Genomic DNA, 19,274 nt, shown 5'->3' with positions numbered 1-19,274 from the left:
CACATCTGGGCGCTGTGAGAACGCTGAGCGTGAGCGGTGCTCGGCTCTCAGCGGATCCTCAGCGAGACGTCGCTAGGGTGCGGTCGGTAATCGGTTGACATTAACGACGGGATTCGGTGGGTATATGGCCACGTCGAGCTACAAGTTGCCTCAGGTCACAGCACTGTTCTGGGTGTTGAAGATCGCGGCAACGACGCTGGGTGAAACGGGCGGAGATCTGATCGCCCAAACTCTGGGGCTCGGCTACGCCGCCGCGTCCGTCCTGTTCATTGCGATCTTCATCGTGAGCCTGGTCGCTCAGTTGCGAGCCCGTCAGTTCCATCCGGCGCTGTACTGGACCGTGATCGCCGCCACGAGCACGGCGGGAACCACGATGTCCGACCTCATCAACCGCGGCCCAGGTTCGGACACGTCCACCGACGGTGGGCTGGGTTATGGCGCGGGTGCGGCGCTGCTGATCACCGGTCTTGTCATCGTGTTCCTGATCTGGAAGCTCAGCCGGGAAACATTCGATGTGGCCAACATCAGTACCTTCCGAGGTGAGGTTCTCTACTGGGCGGCCATCTTGCTGTCCAACACCCTGGGCACCTCGCTGGGCGATTACCTGGCGGATAGTTCCGGGCTGGGATATTGGGGCAGCGCAGCGCTCATCGCGGGGATCATGCTGGTGATTCTGGGTGCCCACTACTTCACCAAAATCTCCGGTGTCCTGCTGTTCTGGGCCGCCTTCATCCTGACCCGACCTCTCGGCGCCACCGTCGGCGACCTGCTGTCCAAGCCGCTGGAGAAGGGCGGATTGGCCCTGGGAACCTGGGGAACCTCCGCAGCGCTGCTGGCGGTGTTGGTCATCGGAATCGCGTTCGGGTATCGACGTTCCGCGGCACCCGATCCCGCGGTTCCTGATGATGAGCCCGAATCCGAGCCGCGTGAATTTGCCCGCGACTAGTGCTGGTAGACGTCGTTCAGTGTGACGGTACGCAGCTGCCGTTCCCCGATGACGTCGAGCAACTGGTGATAGACGGTGGTCACCGGCGGATGGTTGAGGTGGCCGATGACGATGGCCTGCGGGTTGAAGTACTTGTGGGCCATGTCAACGATGTACTGCGGAGTGACCACCCCGGAATCCGAGAGTGATCCGTACCAGAGCACGGGCGGCCCATAGCCGAGACCCTGGATAACCGAATCGGTTGAGGCGTTGTGCTTTCCGTACGGAGGGCGGAAGTACGGCGCCGGATCGACCCCGTAGGTGTTGGTCAGGAACCTGGTGTTGCGGGTCATCTGGTCTGCGATTTGCCCGGCGCTGAGCGTCGTCAGATTGGGATGAGACCAGGTGTGATTGCCCAGCTGAATCTGTCCGCTGTCGACAAGCGGGCGGAGTAGCTGGGCGTTCTGCGTCCACCCCGCGTTCACGCCATTGACGAAGTAGGTCAAGCGAATTCCGGTATCCCGCGCCAGCTGGGTGTAGGCGGCGATCACAGCGGCGTCGGTGCCGTCGTCAAGGGTCAGGGCGAGTAGCCGCCGGCCGTCGGTGCGAGCCGGGAGAGCGGTCAAGGTGCCGCCGCCCGGTAGTGGCACCCGGGCCAGCGCGCTGCTTGCCGGGCCGGCGGGTGCGCCGGGGTCGGCGGCCGCGGCGGCGGATTCGATGACAGTGGCACCCACTGCGGCAGCGCCTGCCAGCAGTGTCAGGAACCGACGACGGTCGAACACGATGACAGGGTAGCGCCGGAACCTTGACATCTGGCGGCGCCGCTCCACATCTCGGGCTACCGTTTCTCCTGTGATCAACTTTGCTCTGCGTTCGTGCGGTCTGCGCGGACACGCGACATTCGATCCTGACGAGCAGGCTTTACGCGAGAGACTGCGGGTTGATACCCCAGTCGGGGAGGCGTGGCGATGCTTGCGATGCGAGACCTTTGTGGTGGGAGAGCCCCGCCATCGCGGCCCGGCCGATACCGCGCCGGAGATCCCCCGCGGGCGGTTGTTGCGCGACCGGACCTTGATGCGGCTGCTGGCTGTGGAGCGTGTGTTCCGCGGGTTGGTGTTCGTGTTGCTCGCGTTCGGCGTGGTGAAGGTTCGCGGATCGCGCGAGCATCTGCAGCAGGTTTTCGAGCAAGATATTCCGCTGATCCGTCCGCTGGCCAATCAGATCGGCTGGAACCCAGACAACTCCAAGGTCATTCACCATATCGGCCAGGCTTTCTCGTTGTCGGCGTCGACGTTGATGTGGGTGGCGGTGGGTCTGGCCGCGTACGCCGCTATCGAGTTCATCGAAGCGATCGGCCTCTGGATGATGAAACGCTGGGGCGAGTACTTCGCCGTCATCGCCACCAGTATTTTTCTACCGCTAGAGATCTACGAGCTTTTTGAAAAGCAAACCGTGCTCCGGGTTTTGGCGCTACTGGTGAACATCGTGGCGGTGGTCTGGCTGCTGTGGAGCAAGCGACTGTTCGGGCTCAACGGCGGCGGCAAGGCCTACGAGGAAGAACATCGCGCCGAGAGCCTACTGAGCGTCGAGCGGGCGGGGCTGGCGGAGAACGCGTAAGGCCGTTAATGCTCAGCCGCATCGGCTGCGCGAATGCTTACGTGTGACCGCGTCTCCACTGCGCCTCGTCGGGACGCAAAGTTTCTCGAAACGCTTGCCGCGCTGCGTTGTTGAGAAGATACCAGGCCCCATCAAATCGAGTGCGGGGCCGGCCGGCGATCAATCGGTCAGGTGGTGGCTCGCCAACCAGTCGTCGACGCTGATTGCGGCCGTTACCTCGTCGAGGTCCAAGACCAGGCGGGTTTGGTTGTTGATCATGCGCACGGCGCGGTCGCAGATGGCGATGCTTTCGTGGCGTACCGCGGCCTTGATCGCATCGTCGATGTCCGCCGGGAGGCTCGTTGCGTCCTCCGCAAGACGCTGGGCGGTGCGGGCGGCGGTGGCGGCGATTTCACGTAGCGTGCCACCGACGTGGCGACGAATTTTCTCCACGTTGGTGATTCCGGTGGCCAATGCGAGGTACTTCTGGCGAGAGTTCGTCTCGGGAGAATGCTGGCGACCTACCCAATTGGTCGCCTCACGGAGCCTGTCCGAATCGTCGACGGCCTCAAAGGCGAGGTAGAAACCGGCGACCGCGCGCCCAATGGGGGTCGACGTGTCGGTGGCGGGGGAGGGCGGACGTTGCGGACGCTGAGGAGGTTCCGACAGGGATTCGCTGAGTGACGATAGAGCGCACTGCGGGACGTCCATCTACCCATACTGCCCGAAAAATAGACGGACTGTACAGAAGTTCAGTGGAGAAGATCCAGGAGCACGTCGGGAGGGCCGATAATCTCAGCCGCGACCGAATCGGTCACGCAGCTGCGGATCGTTCTCCCACCATAGCGCCGATGGAGCCGAATCATCGGGCGCTGCGGCATCGGCGGCCGACGAGGATTGCGCGGCCCGGTCGAGTTCGGCGTCGATCTGTGCCGCGTGGGCCTTGTCGTCGGCGGATAACGCGCGCATGAGCAGGAGCAAGAACGGCAGACCGAGCACGTCGCCCAGGATCCAGAGAACGCCCGCGCCGATGGTCTGATCGGTGCGCAGATCCGGCCCCCACGAGCGGTGTAGCGCGAGGTAGTAGGCCGATGCCACGAGTGGGCCCTGCCACAACACCAGGCCGAGCACCCCGTCGCCAATGGTCTCCGCCACGCTGATCAGCAGCGAGATCAGCTGCGGGTACTTGCGGGGTACCGGGTCTACCTGAAGGCGCGCGTAAAAGTACGCAAAACCGATCAGTGCCAACAAGGTTCGTGTTGCAGCGCCGAGTGGGCCATTGGTCAGCGACGCGGTGTACCACGGTGTCAGATACAACAACCATGGCGTGGACAGCATGGCCAGGGAAGTCGTGAGCGGATGAGTCAAGATCCGCGCGGGCGCCGACGAGACCGCCCGGTCAAACCCGGCCAGCGCGGCAGGCCGCAGAGCGCTGCGCACCACCGTCACCGGCCGGCCCAGGGTGAGGAAGAACGGTACGACTAGGAGCAGCACGACCACCTGCAATGCGCGCATCCAGAACAGCGCGTGCGCGTAGACGCCGATGACACTCATGCACGCCAGGACCCAGCATCCGATTCCGATGAAAAAGCAACTCACCCATGCGGCACTGATATCCGATCGGTGACGCCGCGCGCGCGATAACGCCCAGCCGTATCCGGCGGCGAGCAAGACGGCGCACAGCGCCGCCGCGATATCGAAATGCCATGCACGCCAGGCCATCGTCCAGGTCAATGGCTCGGTAGGCAAGATGAAAGTCATCGTGCTCTTCTCGTCGATTGTGAGATCAACCGATTAGGCTAGATCTCCTACCTGCGAATCGGCTGTGGGCGGGCGATGAGAGCGTTTGTCGGGGAACACGCCGAAGTACCCTGATAAAGTCACGTCTACTTTAGATTCGCAAGCAGGTGATGATGAGTCGAGACTACGGCCAATACTGTGGACTGGCCCGGGCGCTAGACGTGGTGGGGGACCGGTGGAATCTGTTGATCGTCCGCCAGCTCTTGATAGGGCCCGCGCGTTACGGCGAATTGCGTGAGGGGTTGTCCGGCATCGCCACGAATCTGCTGACCGATCGCCTTCGTGATCTCGAGACCGCGGGAGTGATCGAGCGGAGTTTGTCCGGCGAATCCAATGCGATTACGTATGCCCTCACTACGTGGGGTGCGCAGCTTCGCGAGCCCGTCAACGCGATGATCCGCTGGTCGACACCGCTGATGATCCGCGGGCCTGAAGGCGACGAATTCCGTCCCGATGGGCTTTTGGTCGCACTTCCCGCCTTACTGGTGGACCGAGTTCCCCGCCGATCCGCGACGGTCGGCATCGACGTCGACGGCGACATGGTCCAACTGTGCGCCACGGAGTCCGGCATCGAGGTCGGCAAGCCCGATGGGCGCGAGTTCGACGCTGTACTCAAAGCCGAACCGCAGCTTGTCCTCGGGCTGGCGGCGGGTGTGTTGACGTTCGGCGACATTACTGCGCTCGTCGATATCGATGGCGACGAGTCTGCCTTGCATGCCATTTTCGACGTGCCCAAATAAGTAGGGGCGCAACATGCTTGTCTTCTTGCGCTGGTGCCGAAGTATCGGCCTCGTATGTTCACCAACGCCTGCGCGCTTCTGTGCGGGCAGTCTTCGCGACGTGTACCACGCGACATTTGGAAGGATTCGTTGACGGAGCGTGCCGCCGGACGCGGCCACCCTATGTACTTGGGTATGCCGAAGCCGTAGCAACCACCTAGTGCGGCTCCTCAGCATTCACTCAGCGTCGACAATGTACGGAAACGGCTATCGATCGTGTACGCGAAGTACATCAGCAGATCAGTATCGGCACTGTGGTTGTACTGCGGGAGTGTGCCATTCGCAGCTCAGCCTGCGGTTCGATGAACGCCGTTGAATGGGATTACGTTGCTAGTAGGCATCATTCCACCCTTTCATGTCGTGTATATGGCCGCGTTCAGGGGTTGGCGGCGAGCGTGTGCAAGTCCGCTCAGTTGTGGTTTCGCACCGCTTGTGATCATCACTCTTGCGAAAACCCATAAGCCACTTATCGATATTGGGGCCGACACGGACCGCAAGATCTGAATCACGCCGGCACGGCGGCCCACAGACGCTCGCAAACGCCGCGGCCGTAGCAACCACCCAACGGAACTTCTCAGCGTTCCTTCAGTGCGCTAGTTGCAGTATCGAACACATGGAGCTGGCGCCCGGTCGAACGACAAGCGACAGCCGAAATATGTTCCGCCAAAGTGGGTTCTGCGACAGCACAGCCTAATCCTCATCTGGCCGTTACCAACTCGGTGACTCGGCCACACGATGTACTCGCAATCGCCATAGAAGGAGAAATCCCATGAACAAACTGGTAGCCGCAATGGTTGGCGGTGTAGGAGTGGCCGTATCCACGGCTTTACTGAGCGCACCGATCGCATTGGCTGGGCCTACGCCACCCCCACATTGCTATGGGCAAGAGACAAGCGTCAACGAGGTTGATCATCGGCCGTGTGTGACGCCGGGTGGTTCTGCGTATCAACAGGGTGCCAATCAGCCGACCTATGAGGGCGCCAACCCCCTGGTTCCGCTCGGTACCAATCCTCATGTTCCCTACGGGACGAACAAGATCAACCCGACCTTGTCACCGTCGCCGGACAACGCGTAACGAACCCGCAAAGCAACTTCATCTTCAAAGATGCAGAAGGAGTGGGAACAATGAAGAAGATCGTGACACCTGCGGTAGTGCTCGGCGTCGTGGTGGCACCCCTGGTAACAGCGGCCACCGCACTCGCCGGCCCTAGGGCAGAGCCGGATTCGCTCATCGATGACCTCAAGTCCAACGGATATCGGGTGATTATCACCAAGGTTGGCTCCGACCATCCATCCCAGTGCACCGTTCAAGGGGTCACGCAGCAACCCGCGATCGAAAGTGTGCAACCAGGACGGAATATGCGGAATCAGCCGACAATGATTCCCCCCACTGGACAGAAGGTTGCTTATGTCACGCTGGCCTGCTGATTGACCGTGCCGGATCCGACCTACAAACTCGCCGACGGACACATGGTTCCAAACGGGCACCTCGGCAACATCGACAACCATTGAGAAGGCCGACATGAATCGCAAGGAGTGGTCCGCGACTATGGACAGTGGTTCCAGGGGCGGCATCGAAATCGACGACGAAGACAAGGTCGCGGGCGCGGCGCTGAGAGCCGCCGCTGAGGTCGTAACGCGTGAGCCTGCAATCGGCAGCGAAGCCAGGCTGTCCTGGCTGCTTTCGGGACTGGCGGGAATGGTTGGGGCAGTTGCCTTCTTACACAGCGCGGGCTACTTCGTCACCTTCATGACCGGAAACACCGAGCGCGCCGTGCTGACATGGTTCAAGGTCACCGACAGGCAGCAAGTCGCAGGTGCGGGCCCGATCGCCGCTATCTCAATGATCGGCGCCTTTCTGTTGGGCGTCATCGTGGCCTCGTACTTAAGGCGCAAATTCTGGCAGAACCACCCGCACGGGGCCACCGTGCTGACCACACTTGGACTTCTGGTCGCCGCTGCCGTCGACTTCGTTCAGGACCGGGGTTTCAACGCGAACACCGACGTACATCTCACACCGATTCTGTTGTTGGCCTTTTCGATTGGAGCCTTGAACACATCGTTTGTGAAGAAGGGTGAAACTGCCATTCCCTTGAGCTATGTCACGGGGACCGTCGTCAAGCTGGGGCAGGGCATCGAGCGGCATCTGTTCGGCCGGGGCTCGATCTTCGAATGGCTGGGATACGCGATGCTCTACGTGTCGTTCATTCTGGGAGCGGCGACCGGCGGCGTCATCGCCTCGGTGTGTAGCGGCTCCGTAATGATCCTAGCTGCCGGGTTAGTATGTGGGGCAACAACATTTGTCACTTTCTTCTACTCCGACGCGCAACGCCGTGTCCGGCTCAGCATGAGGACACTGGTCAGCAAAATTCAGGGAAGAAAAGACATGGAGCCTGGTTTTCAGATCTATGTGCCACGGAAAGTAGAGTCGGGAAGCCCGCTTGAGCGCATCAATGACCTCTTGATGGCGCTGATTATCGCGGCCCTGTTCATCTCGCTGGGTATCGCCAAGTTCGGGCACTTCTGGCTCATCAACTACTGACAGCTGTCTTGGTGGAGGTTTGTCACGTCTGCTGGACAACCTGATGATCCACCGTGCAGACAGTTTTCTCGCGTGATCGAGCGTGGGAACTTCACGGGTGCCGCTAAGCACTGCGCGCAACTCAACTATGCATCGTCCGGCGGACGCCGAGTGCGCCAGGGACAATCTCGTATTTGGAAGGCCAACAGACGATTCAGACGTGGCATAACCTACGGATCTCACCCAACACCGCCACGGTACAGGCGCTCCGTCAGTGACGTTGATGTGAAAGCAACACGAAGGCACTGGTCGAGTAGATCGGTGCCGCGATGGCGATATGGATGTGCGAAAGTTGTTGCAGCTCAGACGGTTAATGGGAAATGAGGCTGGAGTAACGATCATGTGAGGGTCGGTGTAACGAGGGGAGTTCATGGATGGCCGGGGGTGCGGTGAACAGATTCCACTAGCCGCGATCGTGGCAGCGTTTTCTCGAACATGATGACGGTGAGCAGGTATTCGCCGTCAGCTATGTGCTTTAAATTGCTGTTTGAGTTTATCTCGCATCTGCCGCACGGCGCCCGGGGTGCGGCCCGTTCGAAGGGCCGCTTGTCTGTGATTTAGGGAGTCATCCAGGGCAATACCAATCTCGGCCACTGTCCAGCGGCGGTAGCGTCCAGCGGTTGCTCGATAGATGAACGTGGGTTTTAGCCTTTTGGGGGATGACTTGAGCGTGCGCTCGACCGCGTCCGAGTGCATCGTTGTGGCTTCGGTAATAGGTTGCCTTCGGCCGAGATCGGTTGCCTGGCAATGCTTGCATCGGCATACTTTTGGGGATTCGACATGTCTGTGTGTCGTCAATAGGATCTCCAACCTCAGTGCTGCGTGTCTAAATGCGCGTGTCCCATTGAGTCGGGGACCTGCTTTGGGTACAGGAAGGTGCTTAGGCACGTGCCCGGTCTCATGAGAAGCGACTAGGTGCCGTTGGTTCGGTTCCCGATGTGATTCTGAAGGCTCTGTCCATTGGGGAACGAAGGGGTATCTAAGGCTACGGTCGTGGAATGGTCGTGTTAAGCCAACGGATTGGGCTGGGTTAGGTGCGTTTGGTCAGGAGCTGTGAGCGTCGGTAACGCAGGCTGTACCTCGGGCTGGTCAGGGGGTGTCCAGTGCCATTGCTCAGGAGCTGGTCCGTGTGAATCCTCACCCAATCCGGGGATCCGTGTTCCCTGCGGTGGCGCGGTGTCTGGGATGGGTTGGTTTAGTTTCTCTTTGGGGCGCCTACCCAATAGACCACCTTTGAGGTCGCCGTTTTGATACTGGTGCCACAGCCGCCGCAGGTAGTCTGCGCCGGCTACGTCGGCGTTCTCGCCGCCAGGGGCGACCTCATAGATCTCGCCCCCGCCGGGCGCGGAAGGCTTGAGGTTCTGCGGCAGCAAGTACTGATTGTTTAAGGCATTTGGGCCCGGGGCGATGACTGGACCATTGCTTCCTGGAGCCGCAGGTGCGATGTGCTGGCCTATCAACGCTGTATCGCCGGTGATGGACAGGCTTGTGGGGATTCCAGCGGGTCCTTGCTCGGCGCCTGCCAAAGCAAGTGGGTTGCCTATCTGTGATGGTGGTGGGGGAACGGCCGTTGCCGCGGGCTGGTCCGCAGTGACCGACCGCGGACCAGGTTCCTCCGGTTGAGGTACGGCACTGGAGGTAGCGACGTTCGCGACTAAAGCTGCGATCGCCAGCGGTGATGCGAACACCGTGCTCATGCCAAGGCGGACGAGAAGCATTGTCACTATGGATCTTTCTGTGTAACTGGCTGAAGTGAGTGGCTGACTTGAGAGCGTGGGTCAGACGCTCTTGGTTACGCCGTAGTAAGCGACGATGTCTTCGGTGCCAGAGGCAGAACTGGTCAGGATCGAGTACGACCGCAGAAAAGACTGTCCGACGCATCCGTCGATCTTGATGTGTATGTCCTTTATCGTGACACGTGGTTGCTTGCCCTTGAACTTCTTCTTTGTCACCGACACGTTGATGACTTCGCCTGGCTTCGGCCTGATCTCGATGTTTCCCACGATTGGAACACTGATACTGCCCAGACCAGTTGGGCTTATTGACGAGGAAATGCCGATGTTTCCGGTGAGACGGACGCCGGATAGTTCAATACCGCAACCGATTTGATAACCCGCCTCTATAGTTCCGCCCTTCAGATCGCTACTGCCACTACCCTTCACGCTGCCGATGAACGTGCCTCCGGTCAAGTACTCGCGCGAGGACAATGCGGTGGTCAGCGGCGGGATCGGCAGCTGTGTCTCATCTTCAGCGGCCAGCATCAACTCCCATCCATCGGGAGTCTTGACATGGGTCGGCGGCTCGGACCCTACGATCCCGTTGTCGGGCGGAGGGCCAGGCTCACCCGCGGCTTCCGATCGCGAACCGTCGGGTGCGGCATGCGCGGGGATCGGAGGGGTATCGGGCTCAGCCGATGCCGTTGGAGCTGCCCCTGCTAGTACACATGTGGCAGTCAAGGCTGCTATACCCTTGAACATGGTGATGACGCCTCTCGGTGACGGAAGTTATTGAACAGAAACGTGTTTCGTGTACTTAAACCGCTTTAGTGACGCCCATGTAGGTGACGACGTCCTGGGTATCTTCGGTAGAGCTCGTGAAGATCGCGTACGAGCGGATAAAGGACTGTCCTACGCAGCTGTCGATCTTGATGCGGAACCCAGTGATCGAGACTCGTGCGGTAGTTTCCTTCGTGATTGCCATCTTTGAGATCGGGATGATGAGCGAATTGCCCGGCTTGAGGCTGGGACGGACCTGTGCGAATGCGTTCCCGCCGATGCTGGGCGCGCCCGCGGGGCTGATTTGCGGGGTGATTCCACCGCCGAATCTCAAATCGACCTCGGCAGCATTGATGCCGCATCCGATTTGGTACCCGGCCTCAAGAACTCCCTCCGTGAGTTTGGTGGTGCCGGAACCCTGGACGGTTCCAATGAACGTCCCGCCCACCAGGTACTCACGTGAGGACAAAGCTGTCGTCAACGGTGAAACGGGCAGCTGTGTCTCATCTTTTGCGGCGACAGCCAGAATCCAGCCCTCACGAGTCCGCAGTACTCCAGGCTCTGCCGAAGCGACAATGCCGTTGTCGACAGGCGGTGCGGCCTCAGGACCATCTATTGGTGGCGCAGAATCGGAGCCGACTGCGGGATGCGCGGGCAATGGCTCGCCTCCAAGCGGATCGGACAAAGCCGGTGGGGCAGTCACACCCATCGCGCCAATAACAGTCAGGACAACAACCCTTTTCAGCATGGACGGCATTTACCTCTCATTTGGCACAGCAAGGGATTCCCCTAGGGCTGAAAGCAGTAGCAAATCTCGGATATACCTAGGCGGGGTAGGGGTATATCTAGTCTTAAGCGAACTAAACGTCTCCGAGGTGAACTGACGGGGAATGTAGTTTGGATGTCGAGTGTCTACTTGAATCGGTGCGGCGCGTCGAGTTCCGAAGCGGGTGAAATCCCTGTGCGCAGTACCGATGGGGTGGCCGTTGCAATCCCCGTCCGGTGCGGTTGCGGCTGCGGGCACGCCACCTGCTCGATAGTTGCGGCGGCGCATTCCGTCGTAAATGATATCCAAGGCACGCAATACGGCCCTCAAAATGTCTACGTTGCTGGGGATTTCAGTTTTCGTCATCTCAGAGCCGTTCCCTGCTTGCAACGCGCGCTGCAGGACCGCGGCGGTCTTTGCGAATCCCCAGGCACACTATTTACCAGAAGCCGGCGAGTGGGTTCGGCGTGCCATAGGTGTTGAGCAGCAACTGAATAGGCGCGTTGAAGCCCGTGCATCAGAGCTTATGCAGTGTTGTCGCGATTCGAGTTCTGTGGATGGCTCAGGCAGTTGACCTGGTTTGCACATAGGTTAAGAAGATGGCCGATGGGTGCTGAGAGCTCGCTGAGAACGGCGCTGAGGCCCAGGGTATCCGCCTATTTCGACCGCTTTCTCGCGAGCACCGCCGCTGCAACGCGGGTTGGCTGCTGGTTCTGGTGGTCGCTGAACGTGAGTGCCTGGCTGCTGCTGCCATGACCCACCTTTCATTTCAACGACGAATGAAACCAACTATGGCGACCATCACAAAAACCCGCTTCGATGGGCGACTCCTGCACTTGGTACGGTACTGTACCAGCGAGTGGTACGTGACGGTACCAGGGTTGGAAGATCGATCCACGCATGCCGATGATTCACGGGAAGAAGAGATTGTTTTGATGAGGAGTCGTAGTTATTCCACGAGAAGTATCAATAACGCCGAATGTATATTTGGGTGGAATCGATGAGCGGCGCGGGCGGATCCGGTTTTCTCGCCCGGGCGTGGGTGCCGATAGTCGTAGTGATTTCGTGCGCCCTCGGGGGGTTTGCCGTGTATCGACTTCAAGGTATCTTCGGCTCTGACCAGGACTCATTAGTGGGTGGGGGTGTTTCTGAGCGTATTGTCCGTATTAGCCCTAAGGCCGTCACATACGAAATATTTGGCCCTGCGGATACGTCCGGAATGATTAGTTATCTAGATGAGAACGCCCAGCCTCAGAAAGCTAGTTTCAATCGGTTGCCGTGGAGTCGCACGATAACTACGACAATCCCGAGTGTATTTGCCAACATCATTGCACAGGGCGATAGCTCATCCCTGGGCTGCCGGATAACTGTCAATGGCCGTGTTCGTGAGGTGCAGTCTTCCGCGAAGGTCAATGCTCAGGTCTTTTGTTTGGTGAAGGCAGCATGAACGCTCACGAAGTCCCGACGAGGCGTCCGCGTGTTGCGCATGTGGTCCGCTTAATGGCGGTGCCCATCATTCTGGTGTGGGTTGTACTAACTGTCGTGGTGAACGTGACAGTTCCTCAGCTGGAAACTGTGGGCAAGGAAAACTCGGTATCGCTTACACCAAAGGATGCGCCGTCGGTCGTAGCGATGAAGCACATGGGCGAGAAATTCCAGGAATTCGACTCTGATAGTGCTGTCATGGTTGTCCTGGAAAGCCAGCAGGATAAGCTCGGCGACGAGGCGCGTGCCTATTATCGGGACTTGGTTCAGCGATTGCGGCAGGACACCGAACACGTCCAGCATGTGCAGGATTACTGGGGCGAGCGCATCACCGCATCGGGGGCGCAGAGCGAGGACGGCAAGGCTGCCTTCGTACAGTTGAACCTGGCGGGTAACCAGGGGGAGACGCGCGGGACCGAGTCGGTTGAAGCGGTGCGCAAGATTGTCAGCGATGTTGCGGCCCCCGCAGGCCTACAGGTGTATGTGACGGGGCAGGCCGCTTTGGTCGCCGACTCCAACGAGGCGGGCGATGCCAGCATGGTCATGATGACGGTGGTGACTCTCATCGTGATCGCCCTTATGTTGCTCCTCATCTACCGCTCGATCACGAGCATGCTGCTCATCTTGATTGTTGTTCTGTTGGAGATGGCAATGGCGCGAGGGCTAATTGCGGTTCTGGGTCACTTCCATGTCTTCGGTCTGTCCACTTTCGTGGTTAGCGTGTTAACAGCTCTGGCGATCGCCGCGGGCACCGACTACTTGATCTTCCTCGTCGGCCGCTACCACGAGGCACGCCAAAATGGTGAAGATCGTGAAACGGCCTACTACTCAACGTGCCACGGCGTCTTCCACGTCATCGTTGGTTCGGGCTTGACTATTGCTGGCGCGCTGCTGTGCCTGTCATTTACGAGGCTGAATTACTTTAACTCCCTAGGTATCCCATGTGCATTGGGCTTGCTCGTGATCCTGATGATGGCACTGACCCTCGGCCCGGCCCTCCTATGGGTGGCAACCAGGTTCGGGTTGCTCGAGCCCAAACGAAAGGCGGCTACCCGCGGTTGGCGGCGGCTGGGTACAGCGGTCGTACGATGGCCTATCCCGATTCTGGCGGTGGCATTGGCATTGTCGATGGTGGGTGCGCTTGCCTTGCCTGGATACCGGACCAACTACAACGACCGGTACTACATTCCTCCGAGCGTTCCTTCAAATGTCGGATTCGCTGCTGCTGAAAGACATTTCTCGGTCGCACGGATGAATCCGGATGTGCTGATGATCGAAGCCAACCACGACCTACGCAATCCGCGGGACATGCTTGTGCTAGATAGAATCGCTAAAAACATTATTCGGGTCAAAGGGATAGCACGGGTTCAAAGCATCACCAGGCCGCTGGGGCCACCGATGGAACATGGCTCGATACCGTTTCAGATTGGCGCGCAGAGTGCGGTGATGCGTGAGAACCTGCAGTTCCTCAATGCCCGCATGGACGACATGCTCAACCTCACGGGTCAACTCGGTTCCATGATCACGATCATGGAACGGATGTATGCCATGGCACGTGAAATGGCGGACACCACCCACCGGCTTGTCGGTACCACCAAGAATCTGAAGGCAACCGCCGACCAGATGCGTGACAATATCGCCAATTTCGACGACCAGTTCCGGCCGCTGCGCAACTACTTCTATTGGGAGAAACACTGTTTCGATATCCCGATGTGTTGGTCGGCGCGCTCATTGTTCGACACCATGGACGGTGTCGACAAGATGACCGAGGACATGTCTGTGATGCTCGCGGATCTCGATCGCATCGATCAACTACTGCCCCGAATGGTTTCGCAGTTGCCACCGATGATTGCGATTGCCAAGAACATGCACGGCACAATGCTGACAATGCACAGTACGTTTTCGGGGATGCTCAGCCAGATGGATCGCATGACCGATACCGCCACGGTCATGGGCCAGGTCTTCGATGAGGCACAGAACGACGATTTCTTCTACCTCCCTCCAGATGCTTTCGACAGCCCTGACTTTCAGCGGGGACTGGCGTTGATGGTCTCCCCTGATGGCAAAGCCGCGCGACTGACCATCACCCACGATGGCGACCCCGCCACTCCTGAAGGAATCACTCACGTCGATGCGGAACTGGAAGCAGCCAAGGAAGCAGTCAAAGGGTCACCCCTCGCCGATGCCAAGTTCTACCTCGGCGGTACAGCGGCCACCTACAAGGACATCGCTCAAGCATCCCAGTACGACTTGTTGATCGCAGCTATCGCGGCCATCATCTTGATTTTCGTCGTCATGGTGCTCATTACCCGCGCACTGATTGCTTCGCTAGTTATCGTCGGAACCGTTGTGCTGTCGCTGGTTTCCTCATTCGGGCTGTCCGTTCTGATCTGGCAGCACCTGTTTGGCATAGAACTGCAATGGATCGTGTTGGCGATGTCTGTCATCGTCCTACTGGCTGTCGGTTGCGACTACAACCTGCTGGTTGTTTCCAGGCTCAAGGAGGAACTCGGCGGCGGACTCAAGACCGCCATGATTCGCACTATGGCAGGCACCGGCGGAGTCGTTACCGCGGCAGGTCTGGTATTCGCGTTCACCATGATCTCCATGATCACCAGCGATCTGCAATCCATCGGCCAGATTGGAACCACCATCGGGCTGGGGTTGCTGTTCGACACGTTCATCGTGCGTTCGCTGATGACTCCAACGATCGCCGTACTACTTGGGCGTTGGTTCTGGTGGCCCCTGCGAGTCAGCAGTCGCGCGAAGGTCACGGCGGCGTCGCATCGTGTATCGAACCGACCTGCGAACCAGGAACCGGTTACCACCGAGTTTCCCAAACTTGAGTCGTAGAAATCGAGGCGTGCGGTGTCAGTTATAGACGTTCAGTTTGCAAAGGGGAGTCTGGGCATGAAGGGTCAGGCACACAATCGACGCGGGTTACCCTTAATACAGGGAAGGAACTGACTATGGATCCGCGCATCGCCTCGAACAATGCAGATCGAGCCTCTAGCGGGTTTGATGCCGATAGGAACGTTTATTGGCAGCGTCTCACCCAGGGGCTGGAGTCTTTGTTGGCGGAGAAGACTTTCCCGCAAATTACAGTAGCCGACATCGTCCGGCGTGCTCACACTTCGCGCCGGACCTTCTATGAGCACTTTGAGAGTAAGGAAGCCTGCTTGCTCGCGTTGCACAGGCAAGCAAGCCGAGAAGAGGCCGCCCATGCCTTGGCGGCGGTGGACGGGACCGCAGTTTGGCAAATGCAGTTGCGACAGGCAATAGAGGCTTGGATCGCTTTTGCCGATACACGGTCTGAGCTCGCAATGAGCTGGATCCGCGATCTGCCGCTTCTCGGTGCCGCGGCCAGCGATCTTCAGCGCGAGGTAACTGACCAGTTTGTCCGTACGATTCAAACCGTCTGCGGCAGTGAAGGTTTTCGCGCTGCAGGTGGCAGGGATGTATCGAGGGCGCGGGCGCTGGTGCTGATCGGTGGCCTGGAGCGGCTGGCCGCAGATGCAGCCCAGCGTGGCCAAAAAATGGCCATCTATACAGATGACGCGGTAGAAGCGGCTATCGCGCTGGCAACGGGTTCGCGAGGGGAGTCGTGAGGGCCGCTGTTACCGATGACCTGTGAGGCCGTGACAAGTTAATGGCGTTGTCTCACAATCATTTTCACGACTGCCACCCCTTCCGGACAGGCGTCTGGTTGGGTGTGACTGATCGATCGTGATTTGGGATTGATTTCGACAGAGGCGAGATAGGCAATTGATAGTTACTTCCCGTACAAAATCGGGGCGCCACGGCAGCGTATGGGCCCCCAGGCAGGTGGAGTGTTGACAATCGAACAAGCGGACGCATCGGTGGTAGGACATTTCTATCCCTACGAGCCCTGGCAGGTCTGGACAGTCTTGAACTCGCGAGAGCTATTTTTTGCGGATTGGGGCCAGGAAATGCGAGGGCAATTATTGGAAGTGAGAAGACCATTCACCTTTAAGGTCTGGCCCATTCCAGGAACCGATTTCTCCGGGAATATTCAGATGGAATATCTTGAGGTACGCCCCCACGAGTTACTTGTCTTCACGCTTACCGTCCTCGGCGAGCATCCCTGGCCCCTTGAGGGGACCTTGACACTCGCTCGGCAAGGGCAGGGGACTTACGTGACGTATGTCCTGGCTGGTTTCACCCCTGGGCGCTTTGGTCACTCGTTGGCACGCCGGGTGGTCAACGGCGCCCACAAGACTGTGCTGAGGCGCGCCGAGAAAATCCTCCGGCGACAATACGGCGGATATCGCCGTGTTGAATCAACCCCAGCCTGAGATGGCTATTAACTAAGTCGTTGCCGAGTAGTTTTTCGACTATTTGGCTGCACCACTCAGCCTTACCAGTTCAGCGATTCCTTCGAAGATCCGAAAGGTGCTTTTCTCCGTCTCGCAGGCCGGCACCTACGCCAACCTGCAGTCCATCACCGGATCGTCACGCCAGATTGGCCTCGCGCCCCATGCGGAGTGTCTCGAGCAGCTCGCGGTACGGCCCGACGACATAAGCAGTGTCTCCGGCTGCTAGCCGCGTGTCTCGACGGGGATGCAGCCGGATTGGTACTCCGCGTCGGCTGATCGCCACCACCCGGGTCTGTGTAGAGAGGTCGGCCATCCGCATACCGTCCAGCTGGCTGCGTTCCTCTACGAATACTCCACCGACAGTGAAGGATTGCTGGCCGACCGAGAAGGTGCTCAGCACGTGCAGTCCCATGGCAGCACCGATGAACCACGGCGCCGCGAGGTCGACGGTCGAGCGGACATTGCTGAACCCGAACCGCTGAGCCACCGCAGTGCTGAGATTGCGGTCGAAGATCCGCAACACCACCGGAACATCGGACCATCGGGTACCCAACCGGTTCCGCAGCACGATGCCCGTCTCGATATTGACCATATCGTCGTGGGTGAGCACCGCAACCGCCTGCGCCTCGTCGATCTGAGCCGCATCCCATGTCTGCGGCAGGGTCGCGTCACCGAATATCACGGGGATCCCCAGATTGGCGATAGTTGCCAAATACCTGTTGTTCTCGGACTGTTCGATCACCGCGACGTCATGGCCGGCGGCCTTCAGGTCCTGGGCCACCCGGATGCCGAATGACCCGAGGCCCACCACGATGACGTGGTTGGTGAGGTTCCGAACCTTGCGCCGTCCCGAATTCTGTGCGATGCGCTGCGACAGCAGCAGGTCCACGACGAACGCCATGACCACCGCGGTCGTCGCGATCCCCGCGAACATCAGGAAGATACTGAACAGGCGAAGCCAGGTGGGCTGGTTGGCGAAACTGAAGTCCCCATACCCCACGGTCGCGATTGTTTCGGTCGAAAAATAGAGCGCATCCACGTAGCTCATTCCGGGCCGCTGATAGGTATACCGCAGCATTACCGTGGCCCCGGCCAACAATCCCATCGCGATCCCCAATGCGCGAAAGAAGATCGGGTTCATATCCTCCCGAATGGCCCGGATGCCGAGTAATAGCCGCGACACCCCAGAGCGCCGCGCGCGGGTAGGGGCCGTACCCGACGTCCGCGTAATTCCCTGGGCGGCAAGTTCTTCAACGGTCCCGATCATCGCCGTCCAATCGCCTCGACGCACCCGCAGATCGCGTCCGGGGCACGCCACCACTTGATCAGGAGTGGGCGAGTCATGCCCGTGCACAACGGCAACCGGAGCGAGGTCGCCGTACAACTCACGCAACGTACCGTCACGGGGTGCATCGGTGCCGGAAATAATGAAGTCGGTGCCCGCAGCTGTGATGGTGTGGGTGGTGCGGCGCAGACACGCCTCGACTACCGACGGCGCGGCGAGGTCGGCGACGCCGAGCACCGCACCCGGCCCGTCGTCCACTGCGACGGCTTCACGGAGTACGTCGTTGACCATGCGGGTGACCACGCGCACTCTCGGGTTCAGTTGTCGTGCCAGCAGGGCGATTTCGAGGTTCTTGGCGTCATCGGTGCCGGCACACACGATCGCGGCGGCGTCCGCAATCCCCACCTTCTCCAAACTGTCGACACCGTCCAACGCGGCGACTGCCACACCGGCGGTCCATAGTTCCTCTGCGACCCGGATCGCCAGCGCGTCGCTGCCATAGACGATGGTATGTCTCTCCACCCTTGGTGACGTTAGCGCCCAGAGGCCGTCTTCACACACCAGACCGCACAACTATCCGTCGGACTGGAACGTGCCCCCGCTATCGATCGTAGCGGGGGCACGAAACCAACTGACTGCGAACATCATCCGGCGTCACGTGAGCTATCAGAGAGCGTCGGTGCCCTCTTCGCCGGTGCGTACCCGCACCACCGAGTCAACGGGGCTCACCCATACCTTGCCGTCGCCGATTTTGCCGGTGCGTGCGGCGGTCACGATGACCTCCACCACCTTGTCGGCAGCGTCATCGTCGACAAGGACCTCGATCTTGACCTTTGGCACGAAGTCGACCTGGTATTCGGCACCGCGGTATACCTCGGTGTGGCCCTTCTGCCGGCCGTAGCCCTGCACCTCGCTGACCGTCATACTGGGGTTGCCGGTTTGTTCGAGTTGAGTCTTGATGTCCTCGAGCGTGAATGGTTTGACAATCGCGGTAACGAGTTTCATGTCCCTCATGCCTCTCTATTGGAGATGAGGGGGCGACCCTCCGTATGGGAGCCTCCGGAGTTCCCGATGACCGATCCGACGCCGAGTGCGACGAAGTCGTATGCGCCTTCTGCGTGTTGGGATTCGTCGGCGCCTGCGGCTTCTCCCTCGTCGCTGATGCGTAGGCCAATGGTGTACTTCACGATGAGAGCAACGATAGCGGTGCCGATTGCCGAGTAGA

Annotated in this window: 16 protein-coding genes and 2 pseudogenes; 10 read left to right on the top strand and 8 right to left on the bottom strand. The window is 59.5% G+C overall.

Annotated features, from left to right (window positions below; all coding sequences use genetic code 11):
• The first annotated feature begins 124 nt into the window (after positions 1 to 124).
• Positions 125 to 946, top strand: a complete 822-nt coding sequence (locus BKG76_RS06750) for a COG4705 family protein (protein WP_070936941.1) — start codon at positions 125 to 127, stop codon at positions 944 to 946.
• Here the strand turns inward: BKG76_RS06750 and BKG76_RS06745 are convergent.
• A complete protein-coding gene (locus tag BKG76_RS06745; RefSeq protein WP_070937000.1) occupies positions 943 to 1,707 on the bottom strand; it encodes a polysaccharide deacetylase family protein in 765 nt (254 codons plus the stop codon). The two genes, BKG76_RS06750 and BKG76_RS06745, sit on opposite strands and share 4 nt — an antisense overlap.
• Positions 1,708 to 1,777: 70 nt before the next feature.
• Here BKG76_RS06745 and BKG76_RS06740 point away from each other — a divergent pair, with 70 nt between their 5' ends.
• Positions 1,778 to 2,542, top strand: coding sequence for a DUF2127 domain-containing protein (locus BKG76_RS06740; RefSeq protein WP_070936940.1), 765 nt, complete (start codon positions 1,778 to 1,780; stop codon positions 2,540 to 2,542).
• A gap of 159 nt (positions 2,543 to 2,701) precedes the next feature.
• On the opposite strand, the gene BKG76_RS06735 is transcribed toward BKG76_RS06740, so the two are convergent.
• Together BKG76_RS06735 and BKG76_RS06730 are read right to left on the bottom strand one after the other, a co-directional pair.
• On the bottom strand, positions 2,702 to 3,232 hold the full coding sequence (locus BKG76_RS06735; protein WP_236737541.1) for a hypothetical protein: 531 nt from the start codon (positions 3,230 to 3,232) through the stop codon (positions 2,702 to 2,704).
• 84 nt (positions 3,233 to 3,316) lie between these two features.
• The gene (locus tag BKG76_RS06730) at positions 3,317 to 4,282 is read right to left on the bottom strand and encodes a cytochrome c oxidase assembly protein (protein WP_070936939.1); all 966 of its coding nucleotides are present in this window, start codon (positions 4,280 to 4,282) and stop codon (positions 3,317 to 3,319) included.
• 152 nt (positions 4,283 to 4,434) lie between these two features.
• On the opposite strand from BKG76_RS06730, the gene BKG76_RS06725 reads away from it, so the two are divergent.
• The 4 genes and pseudogenes from BKG76_RS06725 to BKG76_RS06710 all read left to right on the top strand — a co-directional run.
• Positions 4,435 to 5,061 (top strand): winged helix-turn-helix transcriptional regulator, encoded by a 627-nt coding sequence (locus BKG76_RS06725; protein WP_070936938.1) that lies wholly within the window; start codon positions 4,435 to 4,437, stop codon positions 5,059 to 5,061.
• Between the two features lie 808 nt (positions 5,062 to 5,869).
• Positions 5,870 to 6,175, top strand: a complete 306-nt coding sequence (locus BKG76_RS06720; RefSeq protein WP_070936937.1) for a hypothetical protein — start codon at positions 5,870 to 5,872, stop codon at positions 6,173 to 6,175.
• Between the two features lie 50 nt (positions 6,176 to 6,225).
• On the top strand, positions 6,226 to 6,528 hold the full coding sequence (locus tag BKG76_RS06715; RefSeq protein ID WP_070936936.1) for a hypothetical protein: 303 nt from the start codon (positions 6,226 to 6,228) through the stop codon (positions 6,526 to 6,528).
• Positions 6,529 to 6,622: 94 nt separating this feature from the next.
• Positions 6,623 to 7,423 (top strand): annotated as a pseudogene (locus tag BKG76_RS06710) (YoaK family protein); the annotation flags it as partial.
• A gap of 2,036 nt (positions 7,424 to 9,459) precedes the next feature.
• Here the strand turns inward: BKG76_RS06710 and BKG76_RS06705 are convergent.
• Both BKG76_RS06705 and BKG76_RS06700 read right to left on the bottom strand, forming a co-directional pair.
• A complete protein-coding gene (locus BKG76_RS06705; protein WP_070936935.1) occupies positions 9,460 to 10,158 on the bottom strand; it encodes an MspA family porin in 699 nt (232 codons plus the stop codon).
• Between the two features lie 55 nt (positions 10,159 to 10,213).
• A complete protein-coding gene (locus BKG76_RS06700) occupies positions 10,214 to 10,924 on the bottom strand; it encodes an MspA family porin (protein WP_070936934.1) in 711 nt (236 codons plus the stop codon).
• Positions 10,925 to 11,942: 1,018 nt separating this feature from the next.
• Here BKG76_RS06700 and BKG76_RS24265 point away from each other — a divergent pair.
• The 4 genes from BKG76_RS24265 (at position 11,943) to BKG76_RS25525 (ending at position 16,743) form a co-directional block, all read left to right on the top strand.
• Positions 11,943 to 12,389 (top strand): MmpS family transport accessory protein, encoded by a 447-nt coding sequence (locus BKG76_RS24265; RefSeq protein WP_083337955.1) that lies wholly within the window; start codon positions 11,943 to 11,945, stop codon positions 12,387 to 12,389.
• Entirely contained in the window at positions 12,386 to 15,280 is a 2,895-nt protein-coding gene (locus BKG76_RS06695; RefSeq protein WP_083337954.1) for an MMPL/RND family transporter, read from the top strand. Before BKG76_RS24265 ends, BKG76_RS06695 begins: the two co-directional genes overlap by 4 nt.
• Before the next feature lie 116 nt (positions 15,281 to 15,396).
• Entirely contained in the window at positions 15,397 to 16,035 is a 639-nt protein-coding gene (locus tag BKG76_RS06690) for a TetR/AcrR family transcriptional regulator (protein ID WP_083337953.1), read from the top strand.
• A gap of 201 nt (positions 16,036 to 16,236) precedes the next feature.
• Positions 16,237 to 16,743, top strand: a complete 507-nt coding sequence (locus BKG76_RS25525) for an SRPBCC domain-containing protein (RefSeq protein ID WP_083337952.1) — start codon at positions 16,237 to 16,239, stop codon at positions 16,741 to 16,743.
• A 157-nt stretch (positions 16,744 to 16,900) separates the two neighbouring features.
• On the opposite strand, the gene BKG76_RS06680 is transcribed toward BKG76_RS25525, so the two are convergent.
• From BKG76_RS06680 to BKG76_RS06670, 3 genes and pseudogenes are all read right to left on the bottom strand, one after another.
• Entirely contained in the window at positions 16,901 to 18,571 is a 1,671-nt protein-coding gene (locus BKG76_RS06680) for an NAD-binding protein (RefSeq protein WP_070936931.1), read from the bottom strand.
• Between the two features lie 144 nt (positions 18,572 to 18,715).
• Positions 18,716 to 19,054: a P-II family nitrogen regulator gene (locus BKG76_RS06675; RefSeq protein WP_070936930.1), complete on the bottom strand. Its 339-nt coding sequence runs from the start codon at positions 19,052 to 19,054 to the stop codon at positions 18,716 to 18,718.
• 5 nt (positions 19,055 to 19,059) lie between these two features.
• Positions 19,060 to 19,274, bottom strand: a pseudogene (locus BKG76_RS06670) (hypothetical protein); the annotation flags it as partial.

This window comes from Mycobacteroides franklinii, assembly GCF_001853795.1.
Classification (GTDB): domain Bacteria; phylum Actinomycetota; class Actinomycetes; order Mycobacteriales; family Mycobacteriaceae; genus Mycobacterium; species Mycobacterium franklinii.
This window is presented reverse-complemented; position numbering and strand designations above follow the sequence as displayed.